Below are 21,246 nucleotides of genomic sequence, written 5' to 3'. Positions count from 1 at the left end.
ATTGACCTTGGACGGCTTTTACCATAGAATCCTATAGTTAATCATTAGATATTCTTTTTTAAATGCATTTTTTAAGAAAATTGCACTATTTTTTCAAATAAATTCATATGATGTAATAACTGATTGCGATGTACAATGGTTATAAAGCGCCGATATTTTGATCATAATGCCACAACACCACTTAAAAAACGTGCACGAATGGCATTATTGGAATCTTTAGAGATCTTTGGTAATCCATCATCAGTTCATACGGAAGGTCGTGCTGCAAAAGCTTTATTGCAAAAAGCGCGTCGGCAAATCGCTGAAAAACTCAATACAGATCCAGATCATGTTGTGTTTACCTCTGGCGCAAGTGAAGCAGCGATGACGTTATTAACTCCCTTTTACGATATGGGGAATGCAAAAATTCAATTTTCTCATCTTTATATTGGAGCGACTGAACATCCATCTGTTGCAGAAGGGGGACGTTTTTCTAAAGAACTGATAAGTGTAGTTGCTGTTGATAAAAATGGGCTGATTCAACAAGATAAATTACGTTCTCTCTTAAAGCTTCACGATAATACAAAAGGTTTACCTCTTATTGCTATTCAAGCAGCAAATAGTGAAACTGGTGTGATTCAGCCAATAAAAGATATAGCTTCTATTGTTCGAAGTTTTGGAGGCACTCTTATTGTTGATTTGACGCAATATGTAGATAAAACATTTGTTGATATTCATCAGATGGGAGGAGATTTTTTTATACTATCTGCACATAAAATTGGTGGTCCTAAAGGAATTGGTGCTTTTGTTTCATGCGGTAACCTTCTTACACCACATCCTCTTATTATTGGGGGTGGACAAGAAAGAGGTTTGCGTGGAGGAACAGAAGCATTGCCGTTAATTGCGGCTTTTGGAGCAGCTATCTCTGATTGTTTTACTCAAGAAGAAATAAAACAATTAATGTATTTACGCAATAAATTAGAAGATGGATTACAGAAAATAACCCAAGATGTTGAAATTTTTGGACAAAAAGTTCCACGTTTATCAAATACAACATACTTTACTGTACAAAATATAAAAGCTGAGACTATGCAAATTGCTTTTGATTTAGCAGGTTTTTCAGTATCAGCAGGTTCTGCTTGTTCTTCCGGAAAAGTGAAACACAGCAAAGTCTTGGAGGCAATGGGCTATCATACCTCCAACGGTGCAATTCGTATTTCAATAGGACGTGGCATAACGTCAAAAGATATCGATGATTTTTTATTGTTTTTTTCTGAAATTATGAGTAATACTAAAAGGTAGCAGTTATTATTTTTAAAATAAAAGAATTTTGATTAAAATTTTCCTATTTTACCTATACTATAGAAATTGCTTTGCTTGCTTAATCTTATAAAAAACAAGATCTTTAATCTCAAGTTTTTGATGAGAAAGAATGGAGAAAATCGATGCCGGCAGTACAGGAAACAATACGCCAGGTACGTGAAATAGATGTTGATCAATATAAATATGGTTTTGAAACCAAGATTGAAATGGATAAAGCTCCTAAAGGGCTTAATGAAGATATTATTCGATTAATTTCTGCAAAAAAACATGAACCTGAGTGGATGTTAACATGGCGTTTACAAGCTTTTCAGCGCTGGTTGACAATGCAAGAGCCTAATTGGGCGCGTATTAAATATCCTAAAATTAATTTTCAGGAACTATATTATTACGCTGCTCCTAAAAGTCATACAGGACCGAAATCTTTAGATGAAGTTGATCCTGAGTTATTGGCAACTTATGAAAAACTTGGCATTCCTCTTAAAGAGCAAGAAATTTTAGCGGGTGTAAGAAAACAGTCTGATCCTTCTACTGTTGATGATAATTTTTATGGTTCAGGACAAGTAGCTGTTGATGCAGTTTTCGACTCTGTTTCTGTTATAACAACATTTAAAAAAGAGTTAGCACGTGCTGGTGTTATTTTTTGTTCTATTTCAGAAGCAATCATCGAACATCCTACTCTTATTAAAGAGTATCTGGGAACCGTTGTACCAGTAAGTGATAATTATTATGCTGCCTTAAATGCAGCTGTCTTTACAGATGGTTCATTTGTTTATATTCCCAAAGGTGTTCGTTGTCCTATGGAACTTTCCACGTATTTTAGGATCAATGAGCGCAATACAGGCCAATTTGAGCGCACATTAATTATTGCAGAGGACGATTCTTATGTTTCTTATCTTGAGGGATGTACTGCCCCACAACGAGATGAAAACCAACTTCATGCTGCTGTTGTTGAGCTTATTGCACTCAAAAATGCAGAAATAAAATATTCTACAGTACAAAATTGGTATCCTGGTGACAAAGAGGGGAAGGGAGGGGTCTATAATTTTGTAACAAAACGTGGAGATTGTCGGGGCGATAATTCTAAAATTTCATGGACACAGGTGGAAACTGGTTCTGCAATTACTTGGAAGTACCCATCTTGTTTATTGCGTGGTAATAATACACGTGGAGAATTTTATTCTATAGCTGTTGCCAATGGGCATCAACAGATTGATTCTGGTACAAAAATGATCCATTTAGGCAAAAATACATCTAGCCGTATTGTTTCCAAAGGTATTTCTGCTGGTTTTTCAAATAATACTTATCGAGGGCAAGTTGCTGCATATAAAAAAGCCCAAAATGCGCGTAATTTTACCCAATGTGATAGTTTGTTAATTGGTAATGATTGTGGAGCTCACACAGTACCTTATATTGAAGCAAAAAATGCAACAGCACAATTTGAACATGAAGCGACAACATCCAAAATTTCGGATGATCAGCTTTTTTATGTTATGCAACGGGGAATTCCTGAGGAAGAAGCTATCGCATTAATTGTGAATGGTTTTGTAAAAGAGGTTATTCAAAAGCTTCCAATGGAATTTGCGGTTGAAGCACAAAAGCTTATTGGTATTAGTCTTGAAGGTAGTGTGGGATAACTTTTAAAGTAAAGAACACGCTTAATGTAGAACAGCTAAAACAGGATTAAATGATGTTAGAGATAAAAAATTTACGTGCCCGTATTGCAGGAACCGATACAGAAGTTATTCGCGGTCTAGATTTAACAATTCAAGATGGTGAAGTTGCTGCTATCATGGGACAAAATGGAGCAGGAAAATCTACTTTGTCTTATTTGCTTGCTGGACGTGATGATTATGAAGTGATAGAAGGTGATATACTTTATAATGGACAATCACTTTTAGAAATGGATCCAGCAGAACGTGCTGCCTATGGTGTTTTTCTTGCTTTTCAATATCCAATGGAAATACCTGGAGTAGCAACGATGGAATTTTTAAAAGTTGCGATGAATTCTCAACGCAAAGCACGCGGTCATGAAGAGCTTAAAATTCCTGAATTTCTAAAATATGTTAAAGAAGCTTCTACTAAACTTGAAATAGATATGGATATGTTAAAACGTCCATTAAATGTAGGTTTTTCAGGTGGAGAAAAAAAACGAGCTGAAATTTTACAAATGGCACTTCTTGAACCTAAACTTTGTATTTTAGATGAAACAGATTCTGGTTTAGATATTGATGCGCTAAAAATTGTTGCAGATGGTGTTAATAAACTTCGTGATTCAAAGCGTTCTTTTTTAGTTATCACTCATTATCAGCGTTTGCTTAATTATATTGTTCCTGACACAGTACATGTTCTTTATAAAGGACGTATTATTAAAAGTGGAGATAAATCATTAGCGCTTTATTTAGAGCAAAATGGATATGCTGATATTATCAGTGAAGCAGCTTGAGGTCATTGAGTATGAAAGTAAACGCACAGCAAGAATTATTAACAATTGAGAAAGATATACTCAATAATTTCAATCAATGTCTAAGTAATTTACCAGGCAATCAGTCAGTGCGAGAAATGCGGGAAAAAGCTATTGAATTATTTCAGGCTAGACGACTTCCTTCTCGTAAAATTGAAAATTGGCACTATACTAACCTACGCACTTTATTAAAGTCTGTAAGTGATTTTTCAAAAGAAAACGATGAGCAGTTTGTTCATCCCTTGCTTTCTGAAAATATTGTTTTTTCTGTTAAAAATGGAAAAGCATCTAGGCAATCAGCAGGAGAGAATATTACAGCAACATGTTTGGCAGATGCGCTAAAAGAAAATTCTATAAAGATAGATAAAGTTATTTCTGATGAAGATTTTATCGGACAACTCAATACAGCTTTTGTTACGGATGGATGGCTTTTACACATTCTTGAAAATACAAAACTAAAACATCCTATTGAATTGCAAAATATTCAAATGGGTGGGCAATCCCATACCTTTTCAGATGTAAAAATTGATGAAAATAGCCAAGCTGTATTTATTGAACGTCAGATTGGTAATGATAAAGATACCTTTGTAAGTTCAATATATTCATTAAATGTTGCTGATAATAGTGATGTGACATGGATTCTTCTTCGAGATCGTGGTTTTAACTCTACACAATTTGGTAGATTTCGTGCTGTTCTTGGACAAGGTGCTAAATTATCGCTTTATGTAATCAATATTGGCAGTCAACTTAATCGCCAAGAAATTGATGTTAAATTACAAGGAGAAGATTCTGATTTTCAATTACGAGCAATAAACTTATTATCGGGGCAAACACATAGTGATATTACAATGAATGTCCGTCACCTTGAAGAGAATTCAACTTCAACTGAAATTATACGCAATGTAGTTACGGATAAGGCAGTTGGTGTTTTTCAAGGAATGATAGGTGTGGATAAAAAAGCCCAAAAAACAGATGCACGCATGGCTTGTAATAGTCTCATTCTTTCCGATGATGCAGAATTTAATGCAAAGCCTGAATTAGAAATTTTTGCTGATGATGTTGCATGTGGTCATGGTGCAACAGTGGCTAGTATTCATCATGATCATCTTTTTTACCTTATGGCGCGTGGTATTCCTTTTAAAATTGCACGTGCACTTTTAATTAGAGGTTTTGTTACTGAGCTTATTGATGATATCAAGCAGGATGATATTCAAAATATTTTAAGTAATATCATTATGAAATGGTTAGAGAGAAATGTTTGAAATAGGAAAGATGGAAAATAACGTACGTAGATTAAATTATAATGTAGAATTAATTCGACGTGATTTTCCTCTTTTACATCATAATGTTTATGGAAAACGATTAGCTTATCTTGACAGCGGTGCTTCTGCCCAAAAACCACAATTAGTACTTGATACAATGAATAGTTGTTATCAAGGCAGTTATGCTAATGTGCATAGAGGAATGTATTTTCTAGCAAATACAGCTACACAATCCTATGAAAATGCTCGTGAAACAGTTCGTACTTTTTTAAATGCTTCAATGGCAAAGGAAATCGTTTTCACGAAAAATGCAACAGAATCTATTAATGCTGTTGCATATGGTTGGGCTATGTCTAGATTAAAAGAAGGTGATGAGATTGTTCTTACAATTATGGAACATCATTCAAATATTATTCCTTGGCACTTTCTTCGTGAACAAAAAGGGGTTAAGCTTATTTTTGTTCCTGTTGATGAAATGGGTGTCCTCCATATTGAAGATTTCGAAAAAGCTTTAAGTGAAAGAACACGGCTTGTTGCGATAACACATATGTCTAATATATTGGGAACAATACCTCCTGTAAAAGAGATTATTAAACGAGCGCATCAAAATGCTATTCCTGTTCTTGTTGACGGTTCTCAAGGCGCAATACATTTAACGGTTGATGTACAAGATCTTGATTGTGATTGGTATGTTTTTACCGGACATAAACTTTATGGTCCTACAGGTATTGGGGTGCTTTATGGTAAAGAACATAGGCTAGAGGAAATGCGTCCTTTTCAAGGGGGAGGGGAAATGATTGAGGACGTAACAACTGATCAAGTATCTTATAATGCCCCCCCCTATCGCTTTGAAGCGGGAACACCTCCTATTGTTGAAGCTATTGGATTGGCTGCAGCTATTGATTATATACAAGAAAAAGATCGCAATATGATTCATGCTCATGAAATGGCACTTTTAGCTTATGCACATAAAAAACTTGAAACAGTTGAATCATTACGTATTTATGGTCATGCTCCCAATAAAGGTGCTATTATATCATTCACAATTGAAGGTATTCATGCTCATGATATTGCTATGTTTATTGATAGAAAAGGGGTTGCTATACGTGCAGGGACACATTGTGCACAGCCTTTATTACAACGCTTTGGTTTAACATCTATTTGTCGTGCATCGTTAGCAATGTATAATACTCAAGAAGATATTGATCAATTAGTAGAAGCATTGAAAGAAACAAGGACATTTTTTAATGGCTGAATTAATTGAAGAGCAGCATTCTGAGAAAACCATTGATACTGAAACCGAAAATAAAAAACCCTACGTTTCAGCAATTCCAGCAAGTGAAATTGATCGTATGACCAATGATATTATTGCTGCTCTCAAAACAGTTTATGATCCAGAGATTCCTGCTGATATTTATGAGCTAGGATTGATTTATCGTATTGATATTGAAGATGATCGTTCAGTAAAAATTGAAATGACTCTTACGGCGCCTGGATGTCCAGTTGCGGGTGAAATGCCAGGTTGGGTAGAAAATGCTGTAAGCGCAGTTGAAGGTGTTTCACATGTTGAAGTTACCATGACATTTGATCCACCATGGACACCTGATTGTATGTCAGAAGAAGCACAAATTGCTGTTGGGTGGTACTAAATCCAGTTAGGAGAATTTTAAATTAAACGTATTTATAAATGCGGTTATTGACTTTTTGTAAGCATTGAAGTTTTAGGACATTAAATGGGTTATAATAAACAAAAATTAGAACTCACTTGGATTGGAAAAGAAAGGCGCTCAAAACTAGAACCGCGTATCTTATTAGAAGATTTTGAAAATTCTTATCATGCTCCACATCAAATATCAGCTAAGGATATTTTTGATAATAAACTTATTTTTGGTGATAATTTGCTCGCACTCAAAGCACTTGAGCAAGAATATACAGGAAAAGTAAAATGTATCTATATCGATCCACCTTATAATACAGGCAATGCCTTTGAACATTATGAAGACGGTTTAGAGCATTCCATATGGCTCAGCCTTATGAGAGATAGATTAGAACTGTTATATCGTTTATTGGCAGATGATGGTAGTATCTGGATATCGATTGATGATGATGAACAAGCCTATCTTAAAGTGATGATGGATGAAATTTTTGGTCGCTCAAATTTTATTAATAATATTATTTGGCAAAAGAAATATGCTCCACAAAATGATACCAAGTGGCTTTCCGATAACCATGATTTTATAATAGTTTATGCCAAAAATAAGACAATTTGGCGCCCTAATTTGCTTCCGCGTTCAATCGATATGGATGCGCGCTATAAAAACCCTGATAATGATCCCCGTGGACCATGGCAATCTGGGGATTTATCCGTAAAAAGGCTAACACCTAAAGATATTTATGAAATTATCACACCTTCTGGACGTAAGGTCATACCTCCTGCAGGAACTAGCTGGCGCATTAGCAAGAAAAAATTTTCTGAATTGCTAAAAGATAATCGTATATGGTTTGGATCAGATAAAGGAGGAGTACCACGCATTAAGCGTTTTGTTTCTGAAGTCAAGAGGGGGATAACTAGTATGACGATTTGGCCTTATACGGAAGTGGGGCACAATCAAGATGCCAAAAGAGAAGTCAAAGCCTTTAATTCTGATGATGTCTTTACAACTCCTAAACCTGAACGGTTGATGGAGCGCATCATTCAACTTGCTACCGAACCTGGTGATCTTGTATTGGATTCCTTTGCTGGATCAGGCACTACCGGTGCTGTTGCTCATAAAATGGGACGCAAATGGATTATGATTGAACTTGGTGAACATTGTCATACCCATATTATTCCTCGTTTAAAACAGGTAATTGATGGAACTGATCAAGGTGGTATTTCTCAGAGTGTTAATTGGCAAGGGGGCGGTGGATTTCGTTATTATCGTCTTGCGCCTTCTCTGTTAGAAAAAGATCCATGGGGACAATGGATTATTAGTCGTCAATATAATGCTGCTATGCTTTCAGAAGCGATGTGCAAACATATGGGATTTACCTACGCACCTGATGAAAATCATTATTGGATGCAAGGATATTCAACCGAAACAGATTATATTTATGTGACAACAAACGCTATGACACATGGACAGTTACGTGCTATCAGCGATGAAGTTGGCTCTCATCGGACTCTGCTCATTTGTTGTGCAGCTTTTGATACAAAAGCAGAGTCTTTTGATAATTTAACACTTACTAAAATACCTCGTGCTGTATTAGAAAAGTGTGAATGGGGGAGGGATGATTACAGTTTAAATGTAGCGAATCTTGAACCAATGGCTGTAGTAAAAGAACATCCAAAAGATGAAGATATACAAGAAGAATTAGATTTATTTGGATGAATAGTAAAGAAATGAATTATGAATGAGTTGCACAACAAAAAATTAGAACTCAATTGGATTGGAAAAGAGAGACGCCCAAAACTAGAACCGCGTATCTTATTAGAAGATTTTGAAAATTCTTATCATGCCTCACATCAAATATCAGCTAAGGATATTTTTGATAATAAACTTATTTTTGGTGATAATTTGCTCGCACTCAAAGCACTTGAGCAAGAATATACAGGAAAAGTAAAATGTATCTATATCGATCCACCTTATAATACAGGCAATGCCTTTGAACATTATGAAGACGGTTTAGAGCATTCCATATGGCTCAGCCTTATGAGAGATAGATTAGAACTGTTATATCGTTTATTGGCAGATGATGGTAGTATCTGGATATCGATTGATGATGATGAACAAGCCTATCTTAAAGTGATGATGGATGAAATTTTTGGTCGCTCAAATTTTATTAATAATATTATTTGGCAAAAGAAATATGCTCCACAAAATGATACCAAGTGGCTTTCCGATAACCATGATTTTATAATGGTTTATGCCAAAAATAAGACAATTTGGCGCCCTTACTTACTTCCTCGCTCAACGGGTATGGATGCGCGCTATAAAAACCCTGATAATGATCCTCGGGGCCCTTGGAAATCTGGAGATTTATCTGTAAAAAGGGTGACACCTAAAGATATTTATGAAATCATCACACCTTCTGGACGTAGAGTAATGCCTCCCAATGGTAGAAGTTGGGCTATTAGTGAAAAGAAATTTTCTGAATTACTAAAAGAGAATCGTATTTGGTTTGGTCCAACAGGAAGCAATGTTCCTTCTTTAAAGCGTTTTTTATCAGAAGTAAAAAATGGTATGGTTTCGATGACGATTTGGCCTTATACGGAAGTGGGGCACAATCAAGATGCCAAAAGAGAAGTCAAAGCCTTTAATTCTGATGATGTCTTTACAACTCCTAAACCTGAACGGTTGATGGAGCGCATCATTCAACTTGCTACCGAACCTGGTGATCTTGTATTGGATTCCTTTGCTGGATCAGGCACTACCGGTGCTGTTGCTCATAAAATGGGACGCAAATGGATTATGATTGAACTTGGTGAACATTGTCATACCCATATTATTCCTCGTTTAAAACAGGTAATTGATGGAACTGATCAAGGTGGTATTTCTCAGAGTGTTAATTGGCAAGGGGGCGGTGGATTTCGTTATTATCGTCTTGCGCCTTCTCTGTTAGAAAAAGATCCATGGGGACAATGGATTATTAGTCGTCAATATAATGCTGCTATGCTTTCAGAAGCGATGTGCAAACATATGGGATTTACCTACGCACCTGATGAAAATCATTATTGGATGCAAGGATATTCAACCGAAACAGATTATATTTATGTGACAACAAACGCTATGACACATGGACAGTTACGTGCTATCAGCGATGAAGTTGGCTCTCATCGGACTCTGCTCATTTGTTGTGCAGCTTTTGATACAAAAGCAGAGTCTTTTGATAATCTAACACTTACTAAAATACCTCGTGCTGTATTAGAAAAGTGTGAATGGGGGAGGGATGATTACAGTTTAAATATAGCCAATCTTGAACCAATGGTTGTGGTAAAAGAGAGCAACAAAGATATAGATAATGCGCAAGCAAAATTAGATTTATTTGAATAATATATAAACGAGGTAGGTTAGGAATGAGCCGTAATAAACAAAAATTAGAACTTACCTGGATTGGAAAAGAAAAACGCCCCAAACTGGAGCCTCGTATCTTATTAGAAGATCTTGAAAAGTCTTATCATGCCTCGCATCAAATATCATCTCAAGATATTTTTGATAATAAACTTATTTTTGGTGATAATTTGCTCGCACTTAAAGCACTTGAGCAAGAATATACAGGAAAAGTAAAATGTATCTATATCGATCCACCTTATAATACAGGCAATGCCTTTGAATATTATGAAGACGGTTTAGAGCACTCCATATGGCTTAGCCTTATGAGAGATAGATTAGAATTGTTACATCACTTATTGGCAGATGATGGTAGTATCTGGATTAACCTTGATGATAATGAGGCACATTATGCTAAAGTCATATGTGATGAGATTTTTGGTAGAAAGAATTTCATTGCAAATGTTATATGGCAAAAAAAACATACACGTTCTAATGATAGTCAGTGGCTTTCCGATAATCACGATCACATATTAATTTTCGCTAAAAATAGAGATTTTTGGAAAAGAAATCTTCTGCCACGCGATGATAATAATAGCAAAAATTATAAAAATCCTGATAATGATCCACGTGGTATTTGGGCGTCGGGACCTTGTCATGTGAAAACTCCAAATATAAAGGATATATATGAGATTATTACTCCATCTGGTCGTAAAGTTATGCCTCCAACTGGAACAAGTTGGCGCTTTAGTAAGAAAAAAATGGAAGAATTAATTACTGATAATAGAATTTATTTTGGCCCAAATGGTGATAATATTCCACGCTATAAGCGTTTTAAGACAGAAGTACAAGATGGATTGGTGCCAATTACGGTTTGGCTAAAGGAAGAAGTGGGACACAATCAAGATGCCAAAAAAGAAGTTAAACAATTTAATCCTAAAGATGTTTTTTCAACACCTAAACCGGAACGGTTAGTAGAGAGAATTTTAACTATTTCTACAAACCCCGGTGATCTTGTCCTAGATTCTTTTGCAGGTTCTGGTACGACCGGTGCCGTTGCTCATAAAATGGGACGCAAGTGGATTATGATTGAACTTGGTGAACATTGTCATACCCATATTATTCCTCGTTTAAAACAGGTAATCGATGGAACGGATCAAGGAGGAATTTCCCAAAGTGTCAATTGGCAAGGTGGTGGTGGATTCCGTTATTATCGTCTTGCACCTTCTCTGTTAGAAAAAGATCCATGGGGACAATGGATTATTAGTCGCAAATATAATGCTGCAATGCTTTCAGAAGCAATGTGTAAACATATGGGATTTACCTATGCGCCGGATGAAAATCATTATTGGATGCAAGGCTATTCAACCGAAACAGATTATATTTATGTGACAACAAGTGCTATGACCCATGACCAACTCCGTCTTATGAGCGAAGAGGTAGGTTCCCATCGCACATTGCTGATTTGTTGTACCGCCTTTGATACAAAAGAAACATTCTTTGAAAATTTGACACTGACCAAAATTCCTCGTGCAATATTGGAAAAATGTGAATGGGGGAGGGATGGTTATAGTTTAAATATAGCCAATCTTGAACCAATGGTTGTGGTAAAAGAAAGCAACAAAGATATAGATAATGTGCAAGCAGAATTAGATTTATTTGAATAATATATAAAAAGCGGAGTTTCTCATGAACACTGTTGAAAAAAGGATTTCTGCTCGCCTGTCCTTGCGTGATCCTCAGCGTGAATCTTTAAATATTTTGGTAAACATCTTAGAAAAATTAGAACTTTCTAAAAATGCTGATTTGGTTACAGAATTAGAAGTGATAAAAAATCTTTATCCTTCTGTACAAGACTTTGAACGAAACTTTCCTTCTTTTTGTTTTGCCTTAGCAACGGGTGTTGGGAAAACACGACTTATGGGCGCTTTTATCAGCTATCTTTATTTAACAGGTCGTAGTCGTCATTTTTTTGTATTGGCGCCAAATTTGACTATTTATGAAAAATTAAAACAGGATTTTAGTCCCCAAAGTTCAAAGTATGTTTTCAATGGAATAAGTGAATTCATTGCAAATAGACCCGTTATTATTACAGGTGAAGACTATGAAACTGGTAAAGGTATTCGTGCTGATGAACACCATTATCACGGACAACAGCGTTTGTTTGAAAATAGGGATACAGCCTTTATCAATATTTTTAATATTTCTAAAATTAATACAATAGATCATAAAAAAGGGGCACTAAAGTCTAGTGTTCCACGGATTAAACGCTTACAAGAGACGATTGGTGAAAGTTATTTTGATTATCTTGCCAATCTTCCTGATTTAGTTTTGTTAATGGATGAAGCACATCGTTATCGTGCTTCTGCTGGTGCGACGGCAATCAATGAGTTAAAACCTATATTAGGAATAGAGCTTACAGCAACACCAAAAACAATAGGGGCAAAACCTGTAAATTTTAAAAATGTTGTTTATCATTATTCACTTGCAGAGGCTATAAGGGATGGTTTTGTAAAAGAGCCTGCAGTTGCTACACGTAAAGACTTTCAACCTCAGAATTATACATCTGAGCAGTTAGAACATATTAAATTACAAGATGCAATTCATGCTCATGAAAATGTGAAAGCAGATTTAGTGGCTTATGCCAAAGATTATAACAAAAAGTTCGTTAAGCCTTTTATTTTAGTTGTAGCTCAAGATACAAATCATGCACAGAAATTGCGTGATTTATTGGAATCAGATGATTTTTTTGCAGGAGCTTATAAGGGAAAAGTTGTAGAGATTCATACAAAGCAATCAAATATAGAAGAAGATCAAAATATTCAAAAACTTATTGCGATTGAGGATCCTCATGAGCCAACAGAAATTGTTATTCACGTTAATAAATTAAAAGAGGGGTGGGATGTTACTAATCTCTATACAATTGTACCATTGCGTGCATCGGCTTCAGAAATTTTAACAGAGCAAACTATTGGGCGTGGATTGCGTTTGCCTTATGGTTATAGAACAGGTGTGGAAGCCATTGATCGTTTAACAATCATTGCGCATGATCGTTTTCAGGATATTATTGATCGTGCAAATGATCCACACTCAATTATAAAAAAGCATATTGAAATCGGAATAGGAGGAGATATTCCTTCTGAAAAGACAGATATAGTAACGGTTCCAAGTCAAGCAGAAGCGTTATTGATACAAACAGTGGTAACGCGTCATTCTGATATAAATGGAGCATCTGATTTACAAGATATGATGTTACGGAATACAAATTCCTCTGTATTAACGCCTGAAGAGCAAGAAATTGCTGCTATCGCGTGGAATCTTATCAAAGAGAATGATAATTTACCAAGTTCTCAGATGCTTTGTTCTACGCCGATACAAGAAAAAATGAGCAATCGAATTATGAGCACTATGCCGCTAGCACAAAAGAATCTTGTGTCAAAAGTGGTTACAATTATGACAAAACGATTACCAGAATTGATCATAGATATTCCCAATATTGTACTTATTCCTTCGCGTGATGTTACTTATGGTTTTTCTGATTTTGATTTGGAAAATTTAGAAAGCTTAAATTTGCAACCTGTTAGTAAAGAGCTTTTAATTCGAGAATTGCGGACACATAAAAGCATTTTTCTCACTTCTAAGAATGAATATGTTAAAGAGCCTCATCTTGAAAATTATATCATTCGTGATTTAATTGATAATGATTTTATCGATTATGATAGCCATACGCTGTTATTACGAAAATTGGCTTGTCAGATGGTCGAGCATTTACGATCTTATTTACCCAATGATGCGGACGTTGAGAATGTATTAATTCATTATCAGCATAAACTTAATAATTTTATTGTTACACAATTAAGAGAACATCAATGGGAAACGCAAAAAGATTATGAGGTTAAAGTAACACGAGGTTTTACAACTTTAACACCTATCCATTATGTATTGCCACAAGGGACATCTCCTGTTGATTTTCGGAGTATTCCAACCATTAAAAGCAATATTAAAAAACTTGTATTCAGCGGCTTTAGAAAATGCTGTTATCCTTTACAAAAATTTGATTCAGTAGAGGGAGAATTACGATTTGCCCAAATATTAGAGGATGATGTACATGTATTAAAATGGATGAAACCTGCGCGAGGATTTTTTAAAATAGAATATGATAAGGGATCGACCTATGAACCAGATTTTGTTGTAGAAACTAAAGATGCAAAATATCTTTGTGAACCTAAAAGAGCGTCTGAAATGCAAAATTCTATTGTTTTGAAAAAAAGACAAGCAGCCGTTCAATGGTGTCGTCATGCAACGCATTATGCTATCCTTCATGACGGAAAACCATGGCATTATGTTCTTATTCCACATGATGCTATTAAAGTAAACAGCAGTTTTGAAGGTTTGTGTGCAGAGTTCACTATTTCATAAGTTATTTAAGAAGAGATAATTTTTAAGTTCTAATGGTATTTTCCTTGTAAAGTTTAAAAGCAATTGAATAAATATAACAGAAGACAAAAATGGATAAATTGACGTATGACTTTGGATTTAACTAATACGACTTTCAATTTTTTAAAACAGAACCCAACAAAAAAGTTTACCGCTCGTGAAATTGCTCAATGGATATTTGAAAATTATACAGAGGCCTGCCGTAAAAAGCAAAAGCGTTCAACAGCAATAGTTACGCCTCTTAATAGTGATACGGCTCTTATTCAGCAAATTGTCGCTGAAATAGGATCTAAGCGCCCACATTTGCAAAAGCGTCATCCCGAAATTAAAACCACTGAAGGACGTCCGCGGCAGTATTATTTCACGCAATCAACAGATAGTGATGAAATTGATGAAGTAGAGAATAATATGTTGAATGGGGTAGGTGATGGTGTTAAAGAATGTGATCTGTATCCATTATTATCTAAATTTTTATGGTCAGAGCTTAAAGTTTACAGCAAACGGATTAACGAAAAACATTCTCATAATAGACACGGTTATGGTGGAAATAAATGGCTTTATCCAGATCTTGTGGGAATACAGGATTTAAGTGAGGAATGGCATCGTGAAATTAAAGATTCTGTTCTACAATATTTTGATAAAAAAACAAAACTTTGGTCTTTTGAAGTAAAGATTCTTATTAACCGTTCGAATGTACGACAGGCATTTTTCCAAACGGTTAGCAATTCTTCATGGGCTAATTTTAGTTATTTAGTTGCTAGTGAGATATCAGGTATTGATACATTAAAAGAACTTCGGATGCTTGCAAATTTACACGGAATTGGATTTATAAGACTTGATAAAGAAAATTTCTCCGAAAGCCAAATTATGATTTCAGCAAAAGAGCGTAATGAAATTAATTGGGATACGGCTAACAGATTACTTAAGGAAAACAAAGATTTCTATCACTATATTAAACTTATTCGTCAATTTTATCAAACTGGTGAGATTCGTCAGTCAGACTGGGATCATGTTTCATAAATTATATTTTGGGGGAATGCATCTTTTAAAATATCCAGAAAATAGAAGTTTTATTAACTTTATTTTTTAAAGTATAAACTTAATATCAAGATAGGAAGAATTTTAGATTTTATTATCAAATTTATTATTTTATAATACCACATGCTAAGCGTGCTCCCCCTCCGCCAAGTGGCAATGGATGATCTGATTGATTATCGCCTCCTAAATGAATGATTAACGAGCGCTCTTTAATTTCAGCAAGCTTTTTAATTTTTGGAGCAAGAACACTCATCATCGCTTTTCCATTATCATCCACATAAAGTTCTGGTAAATCACCAAGATGTCCATGAATATTATAAGGCCCAAGATGTTTTTTAGTATGATCTGGATCATAATGTCCACCTGCTGCGCCACCAATTACGCCATCTTTCATATCACATGAAGGATATTCATGCACATGAAAACCATGCAAACCTACAGGTAAGGAAAATAAATGAGGTACAAAAATTAAACCATAAGGGCTTTCTTCAATTTTTATTGTACCAATGGGCTTTTTTATACTATTTTTTTTAAGCGCATAAATTTTTATTTGCATTGACGTTGTTAATGCTAAAGCATCATAGCTTAAAAATGATAATGAAACTAAGAAAGGAAAAATAAACTTATTCAAAAATCACCTTTTATATTTAAGCGAGTTTTAAAGTTTATACAAAAATTATAATAATATTATTATAACTTAAGTAAAAATAAAATATATATCATCATAAACAGCATTTTATATTTAATATAAGTTTTTTATTGACTTAAATAAAGAGAAAAATACTATAAATATGAAAACAGTAATATAAATCTTCTTATGCTTTTAAAGCATATCTAAAACACTCTCTCGTATCCATAAAACAATACAATCTTTATGGATTGATAATTATATTGCTTTATCATTTCTTCAAGAGATAATGGAAAAAAATTTATCGCTAAGCTAGTAACTTTACCTATCATAGAGTCTGTGCTTAGGTAAATATCTATCATACAACATTCAATTTTCATGCATTAGTCTATTCGAAATAATAATGAAAACGGATTGGTATTTTATCCGTAAGCTAATCTTTTTAGGTATTTTCTGAGCTAAAAATATAAAATAAAATTAAAAAAAGCATTATCGTAATGTATACAAATTTTCTATAAAAGTACAAAATATACCTACTAAAATGCCGATACAGGTTCCTATTATTGCACCAATAATTGTTCCCGTAGAAAGCGCTATAATAATGCCCTTTGCGATAATTGGACCAAATCCTGGAAGAGCAATATAACCATAAGCTGAAAGAATTGCAGCGATTGCTCCTGATAGGCTACCATTTAAACTTCCAATAAAAGCCGGTTCTTTAAGAAAATGAAAAATCTTTTTAAACATTTCTTTGGCATAGCTATAACAATAAATGCTACTATAGTTTTTAAAATCAATCATATTTTTTTCTTTCATTTTGAATACTGATGCTTCCAGAATAATCTACAGAAACAAGAAAATGATGCTTTTTAAATTTTACTAAAGCTCGCCAAATACCTTTATCGTCTAAACGTAATCGTTTAATATTATTAAAGCCATTTTGTGTAAGATAGTTTTGAATTTGTGAAGCAGTAAATGAATTCTGTCCTGATTTAGTAATATCTTGGGTAAAATTATATGCAGAGGCTCGATAATAGGAAGTATAAAAAACTTCACTTATTGATGCTGTAACTATAGAAGAAATACATAGAATTATTATAAAAAAAATACTTAATTGAAAAGTTTTACTAAATCTCATTTTGTAACCTTCCACCGAACAATACTTTATTAACATTTGTATTGCTAACAGGTTCCCAAGGCTGTTTTATTTTTGAGATTATACTTAATAACATAAATTAAAAAACTTATATTAATAAATAAAACCATTCCTTAAATAACGAATATGAAAAAATATTTGGGATAGGTTTTACATATATTTTAAGAGATATGCTGCGCATAAAAATATTTTAACAGCTATATAAAATTGATGTGCTATTTTCTCGGCAAAAAACATATTTATAGTTCTTAAATAATTTAACTGAAAATGGTGATATTACTTCTTAAATCCATAACCAGGAGAGATTCCTTCTCGCATAAAAAAATTACGTAACGGTGAACAATGACGGAGTAATCCAAGTCCAAAACTTCGCATAATATGAAAAGGCAACATATTAGAAAGTAAGGCAGAATTCAGCATATGAACGGATCCGCTACGGATTAATATATCAGATTTTCTGCATTGATGATAAGCAGTAACAATTTTTTTTGCATTAAAATCAGATATTGGATTGGGTAAGATATTGATTAAAGTTTGGACATCACGAAATCCTAAATTTAGTCCTTGTGCTCCAATAGGAGGAAAAACATGAGCAGCTTCACCTACTAAAATCGTCTTATTAGCGGCAAAACGATGAGAAATAAGTCCTGAAAGTGGCCATGCTTGAATGGGGGATTCTACAGTTAGCTTGCCAAGCATTGATTGCATTTTATTTTCAATCGTTTGTGCAATTTCTTTTTCTTTCATATTTAATAATATATCAACATGTGAAGGATGAACAACCCATACAAGACTGGACCTATGTCCTAGTAATGGAACTTGTGTAAATGGACCACTTTCTGTATGAAACTCAGTCGATGTATTTTGATGAGAAAAGTCGTGAGAAAAATTAAGAACGAGTGCAGTTTGTGGATAGTTCCACTTCTTGACGTCTATACCGGCTGCTATTCGTGTTAAAGAATTACGTCCATCAGCAGCAACAATAAGTGGGGCTTGAACCACTCTATCATCTGAAAGAGTAATGTGAATATGATTTTGTTGATGTTGAAAAGATTTTGCCGAAGAAAAAAATCTTATGATCTTAGGCGTATGCATAACAGAATTACTTAAAACACTATTTAACTTGGTATTTGGTATATTATAACCAAAAGCCTCTTCACCAATTTCAGTAGAAGAAAAATTCACAGTAGGAGCACGCACAATCCTAGAGGTTATATCTATGATTCTGATAAAAGATAACGCAGCGGCATGACATTTTAGAGCATCCCAAAGATTAAGATCTTTAAGTATGCGAACAGCTGGAATCATAAGAGCCGTTGTTCGTAACTCATCTACAGAAGCGGGTGGCCCAATAAGAAAAACAGAGTAGCCTTTATGTGCAAGATAAAGTGCTGCTAACATACCGACAGGGCCTGCGCCAATGACGGCAATTTCTTTATGCATATTTTTTTTAAATGTCACAACAACTTGGGCCTTTCCTATTGACCAAATATTTTAACATTTCTAAGTGAATGGTCTCTTTTTATTGTATGAATCTTTTCTATTATATTATGTAATAAATAATGCGATATAAAAAAGTAACCTTTTTATGATTTTTATCATGCTAAATCGTATTATTGGGTGAAAATAGCGTATAGATAGATCAAGACTTTAGAAACGAGGATAGAAAACCTTGAGACGGAAGCTAACAAAAAAAATCAAAACAAATGCTGATTTATTATGCCATAAAAAAGTAACTATGCCACAAGCAAAAGCTTTTTCTGTCCATTTACTAACAGCTTCAGGTTCATTTTTAGCATTTCTGTCTCTTATATCAGCATCTCAAAAAGAATGGAATGCTATGTTCTGTTGGCTCGGATTTGCACTTCTTGTTGATGGTATAGATGGACCAATTGCGCGCAAACTTGATGTTAAATATGTACTTCCGACATGGTCTGGAGAATTATTAGATAATATCATTGATTATGTGACTTATGTCTTAATTCCAGCTTTTGCACTTTATCAAAGTGGTTTTATGAGTTCAGGATTATCATTTTTATTAAGTGCTATTATTGTTATTTCATCTGCTATTTATTACGCAGATACTGGAATGAAAACTAAAGAAAACTTTTTTAAAGGGTTTCCCGTTGTTTGGAATATGATGGTTTTTATGCTTTTTGTTGTAAGACCAGGGGAGTGGGCCACTTTTATTATAATTACTGTATCGGCAATCATATCTTTTCTGCCAATTTATTTTATACATCCAGTAAGAGTTATCCGTTTACGTAGAATTAATTTTCCAATTTTTCTCTTATGGTGCTTCTTTGGCGTTGCCGCATTCTTTTACCAGCTGAATGCTCCATTTTGGATTAAAGTAGGAATTTCAGTAACAGGTATTTATATTTATTGTATTGGTGCTATAATGCAAATATTTCCTCAATTAGGAGTAAAGAAACATAAGATAGACCAGTCTTGAAAGGGGATAAGATGAAAATTGACTTTGGGGCAGGTAATGACATTTCTTTTATAAAAGAAGGGCATGCTGGTATTATAAAGCTCACGCGTCCTTCAGCATTAAATGCTTTGAATCAACAAATGGTTTTTGCTTTTAAAAAAGCTCTTAGTGAATGGGAAGTAGATGATGATGTTTCTTGTGTTTTAGTTGAGGGAGAGGGGCGTGCTTTTTGTGCTGGTGGAGATGTGGTAGAGATTTATCATATGGGAAAAATAGCTGCTTCTTACCAATATTTTCGTGATGAATATCTTTTAAATGCTTCTATTAAATATTTTCCAAAACCTTATATTTCTTTTTTGAATGGTATTTGGATGGGAGGAGGGGTAGGCATTTCTCTATACGGTTCTCATCGAATTGTTACAGAAAATACACTTTTTGCTATGCCAGAAAGTGCTATTGGATTTTTCCCTGATGTCGGTGCAAGCTTTTTTTTACCATCTCTTCCTGATCACTTTGGTATTTATCTTGCATTAACCGGCGCATGTATAAAATGGGGTGATTGCTTAAACTTAAAATTAGCAACACATGCTGTTCCTGAAATTGAATTAGAATGCATTAGAAAAGCGATTATTGAACAAGGAGATCCTAACTTAGTTTTAGACGAGCGAGCAATCACAAAAGATTATGAAACAAGTCATGAAATACGTTGCGTTATCAGCACATGCTTTAGTGCTCATACGTTGGAGGAATGTCTTGAATTACTTCAAAAGAAAAGCAATGAAGGTATTGTATTTGCTAAAGAGTGTTATGATATTTTACAGATACGTTCCCCAACAAGTTTAAAAGTTATTTGGAAACAAATGAAACAAAATCCAGCTAAAACTTTAGAAGATGCTATGGAAATTGAAAATCGTATTGCATATCATATGGTCTATTCCCATGACTTCTATGAAGGAATACGTGCAATGCTCATTGACAAGGACAAAACACCCAAATGGCAGCCAAACAAACTTTCAAATGTAGCAGATGAAATGATAGATTCTTACTTTCAACCTATTAAAAAAGAATTATTATTTTGAAAACACAGCTTCAAAAACAACAGATTTTAAAAATCAACTTAATTTACAAATGTTATTTGCGATTTTTAGCGCTTGTTTGCTTAAGTTTAAGTATTTTTTATTGGATATGTCTTGTTGGTGTATTTCCAAGCACTTTATGGCGTTTTGATCTTATGCCATGGCACTGGCAGTTTGCATCTGCTACATTAGCCATTATTTATCCTATCGCCTTAATTGGGCTTTGGATGTATTCACTATGGGGAATTGTTTTATGGTGCATTGCAGCTTTTACTGAAATATTAACGATGTATTATTCTGCTTCTATTGATCAATCTTTCGTACTGCTATTCCATGGAATATTATTTCTTATTTTTATGATACTAAAAATAACGATGATGTTTTTGAAAAGAAAAAGAAATTGTACAAAAGACGATTAGATT

At 34.2% G+C, this 21,246-nt stretch carries 18 protein-coding genes; 14 read left to right on the top strand and 4 right to left on the bottom strand.

Annotation, left to right across the window (positions count from 1 at the left end; translation table 11 throughout):
* The first annotated feature begins 135 nt into the window (after positions 1-135).
* From K3248_RS04055 to K3248_RS04005, 11 genes are all read left to right on the top strand, one after another.
* Positions 136-1,281, top strand: coding sequence for a cysteine desulfurase family protein (locus K3248_RS04055; RefSeq protein ID WP_220717074.1), 1,146 nt, complete (start codon positions 136-138; stop codon positions 1,279-1,281).
* Positions 1,282-1,424: 143 nt separating this feature from the next.
* Complete coding sequence (sufB, locus tag K3248_RS04050; RefSeq protein WP_220717073.1) at positions 1,425-2,936, top strand: Fe-S cluster assembly protein SufB; 1,512 nt, start codon at positions 1,425-1,427, stop codon at positions 2,934-2,936.
* Positions 2,937-2,989: 53 nt separating this feature from the next.
* Positions 2,990-3,745, top strand: coding sequence for a Fe-S cluster assembly ATPase SufC (sufC, locus tag K3248_RS04045; protein WP_220717072.1), 756 nt, complete (start codon positions 2,990-2,992; stop codon positions 3,743-3,745).
* A gap of 11 nt (positions 3,746-3,756) precedes the next feature.
* A complete protein-coding gene (gene sufD, locus K3248_RS04040; RefSeq protein ID WP_220717071.1) occupies positions 3,757-5,025 on the top strand; it encodes a Fe-S cluster assembly protein SufD in 1,269 nt (422 codons plus the stop codon).
* 10 nt (positions 5,026-5,035) lie between these two features.
* Entirely contained in the window at positions 5,036-6,280 is a 1,245-nt protein-coding gene (locus tag K3248_RS04035; protein ID WP_220717168.1) for a cysteine desulfurase, read from the top strand.
* Positions 6,273-6,674: an SUF system Fe-S cluster assembly protein gene (locus K3248_RS04030; protein ID WP_220717070.1), complete on the top strand. Its 402-nt coding sequence runs from the start codon at positions 6,273-6,275 to the stop codon at positions 6,672-6,674. The genes K3248_RS04035 and K3248_RS04030 overlap by 8 nt, the downstream gene beginning before the upstream one ends.
* Positions 6,675-6,758: 84 nt before the next feature.
* Positions 6,759-8,396, top strand: coding sequence for a site-specific DNA-methyltransferase (locus tag K3248_RS04025; RefSeq protein ID WP_220717069.1), 1,638 nt, complete (start codon positions 6,759-6,761; stop codon positions 8,394-8,396).
* Between the two features lie 18 nt (positions 8,397-8,414).
* Entirely contained in the window at positions 8,415-10,058 is a 1,644-nt protein-coding gene (locus K3248_RS04020; protein ID WP_220717067.1) for a site-specific DNA-methyltransferase, read from the top strand.
* A gap of 23 nt (positions 10,059-10,081) precedes the next feature.
* Positions 10,082-11,722 carry a site-specific DNA-methyltransferase gene (locus tag K3248_RS04015; RefSeq protein WP_220717065.1) on the top strand — a complete coding sequence of 547 codons (1,641 nt, stop codon included), beginning with the start codon at positions 10,082-10,084 and terminating at the stop codon, positions 11,720-11,722.
* A gap of 22 nt (positions 11,723-11,744) precedes the next feature.
* Positions 11,745-14,474, top strand: a complete 2,730-nt coding sequence (locus K3248_RS04010; protein WP_220717063.1) for a DEAD/DEAH box helicase — start codon at positions 11,745-11,747, stop codon at positions 14,472-14,474.
* Positions 14,475-14,579: 105 nt separating this feature from the next.
* Positions 14,580-15,512 carry a COG2958 family protein gene (locus K3248_RS04005; protein ID WP_220717062.1) on the top strand — a complete coding sequence of 311 codons (933 nt, stop codon included), beginning with the start codon at positions 14,580-14,582 and terminating at the stop codon, positions 15,510-15,512.
* 124 nt (positions 15,513-15,636) lie between these two features.
* Here K3248_RS04005 and K3248_RS04000 read toward each other — a convergent pair whose 3' ends face one another.
* The 4 genes from K3248_RS04000 to K3248_RS03985 all read right to left on the bottom strand — a co-directional run bounded on the left by K3248_RS04000 (position 15,637) and on the right by K3248_RS03985 (position 18,775).
* Entirely contained in the window at positions 15,637-16,161 is a 525-nt protein-coding gene (locus K3248_RS04000; protein WP_246588267.1) for a superoxide dismutase family protein, read from the bottom strand.
* A gap of 486 nt (positions 16,162-16,647) precedes the next feature.
* Complete coding sequence (locus K3248_RS03995; RefSeq protein ID WP_220717061.1) at positions 16,648-16,974, bottom strand: hypothetical protein; 327 nt, start codon at positions 16,972-16,974, stop codon at positions 16,648-16,650.
* Positions 16,952-17,296: a hypothetical protein gene (locus tag K3248_RS03990; RefSeq protein WP_220717060.1), complete on the bottom strand. Its 345-nt coding sequence runs from the start codon at positions 17,294-17,296 to the stop codon at positions 16,952-16,954. The genes K3248_RS03995 and K3248_RS03990 overlap by 23 nt, the downstream gene beginning before the upstream one ends.
* Before the next feature lie 294 nt (positions 17,297-17,590).
* The gene (locus K3248_RS03985; protein ID WP_220717058.1) at positions 17,591-18,775 is read right to left on the bottom strand and encodes a UbiH/UbiF family hydroxylase; all 1,185 of its coding nucleotides are present in this window, start codon (positions 18,773-18,775) and stop codon (positions 17,591-17,593) included.
* 211 nt (positions 18,776-18,986) lie between these two features.
* Between K3248_RS03985 and pcsA the strand changes: the two genes are divergently transcribed.
* From pcsA to K3248_RS03970, 3 genes are read left to right on the top strand one after another with little or no spacing between them, the layout of a single operon-like run.
* Positions 18,987-19,769, top strand: coding sequence for a phosphatidylcholine synthase (pcsA, locus tag K3248_RS03980; protein ID WP_281421930.1), 783 nt, complete (start codon positions 18,987-18,989; stop codon positions 19,767-19,769).
* A gap of 11 nt (positions 19,770-19,780) precedes the next feature.
* Complete coding sequence (locus K3248_RS03975; RefSeq protein WP_220717056.1) at positions 19,781-20,827, top strand: enoyl-CoA hydratase/isomerase family protein; 1,047 nt, start codon at positions 19,781-19,783, stop codon at positions 20,825-20,827.
* On the top strand, positions 20,824-21,243 hold the full coding sequence (locus K3248_RS03970) for a DUF6163 family protein (RefSeq protein WP_220717054.1): 420 nt from the start codon (positions 20,824-20,826) through the stop codon (positions 21,241-21,243). The genes K3248_RS03975 and K3248_RS03970 overlap by 4 nt, the downstream gene beginning before the upstream one ends.
* Positions 21,244-21,246 lie beyond the last annotated feature (3 nt).

Source organism: Bartonella raoultii, assembly GCF_019659805.1.
Taxonomy (GTDB): Bacteria; Pseudomonadota; Alphaproteobacteria; order Rhizobiales; family Rhizobiaceae; genus Bartonella; species Bartonella raoultii.
Note: the sequence above shows the minus strand (reverse complement) of the source record. Positions and strands in the feature narration are given on the sequence as shown.

What these genes read in the sequence shown, in the direction of transcription:
- K3248_RS04025 (WP_220717069.1), top strand. Translation starts at nt 6,759, where the DNA reads ATGGGTTATAATAAACAAAAATTAGAACTCACTTGGATTGGAAAAGAA.
- K3248_RS04055 (WP_220717074.1), top strand. Translation starts at nt 136, where the DNA reads ATGGTTATAAAGCGCCGATATTTTGATCATAATGCCACAACACCACTT.
- K3248_RS04005 (WP_220717062.1), top strand. Translation starts at nt 14,580, where the DNA reads ATGACTTTGGATTTAACTAATACGACTTTCAATTTTTTAAAACAGAAC.
- sufB (WP_220717073.1), top strand. Translation starts at nt 1,425, where the DNA reads ATGCCGGCAGTACAGGAAACAATACGCCAGGTACGTGAAATAGATGTT.
- K3248_RS04015 (WP_220717065.1), top strand. Translation starts at nt 10,082, where the DNA reads ATGAGCCGTAATAAACAAAAATTAGAACTTACCTGGATTGGAAAAGAA.
- K3248_RS03975 (WP_220717056.1), top strand. Translation starts at nt 19,781, where the DNA reads ATGAAAATTGACTTTGGGGCAGGTAATGACATTTCTTTTATAAAAGAA.
- sufC (WP_220717072.1), top strand. Translation starts at nt 2,990, where the DNA reads ATGTTAGAGATAAAAAATTTACGTGCCCGTATTGCAGGAACCGATACA.
- K3248_RS04010 (WP_220717063.1), top strand. Translation starts at nt 11,745, where the DNA reads ATGAACACTGTTGAAAAAAGGATTTCTGCTCGCCTGTCCTTGCGTGAT.
- K3248_RS04030 (WP_220717070.1), top strand. Translation starts at nt 6,273, where the DNA reads ATGGCTGAATTAATTGAAGAGCAGCATTCTGAGAAAACCATTGATACT.
- K3248_RS04035 (WP_220717168.1), top strand. Translation starts at nt 5,036, where the DNA reads ATGGAAAATAACGTACGTAGATTAAATTATAATGTAGAATTAATTCGA.
- K3248_RS03995 (WP_220717061.1), bottom strand. Translation starts at nt 16,974, where the DNA reads ATGAAAGAAAAAAATATGATTGATTTTAAAAACTATAGTAGCATTTAT.
- K3248_RS03990 (WP_220717060.1), bottom strand. Translation starts at nt 17,296, where the DNA reads ATGAGATTTAGTAAAACTTTTCAATTAAGTATTTTTTTTATAATAATT.
- sufD (WP_220717071.1), top strand. Translation starts at nt 3,757, where the DNA reads ATGAAAGTAAACGCACAGCAAGAATTATTAACAATTGAGAAAGATATA.
- K3248_RS04020 (WP_220717067.1), top strand. Translation starts at nt 8,415, where the DNA reads ATGAATGAGTTGCACAACAAAAAATTAGAACTCAATTGGATTGGAAAA.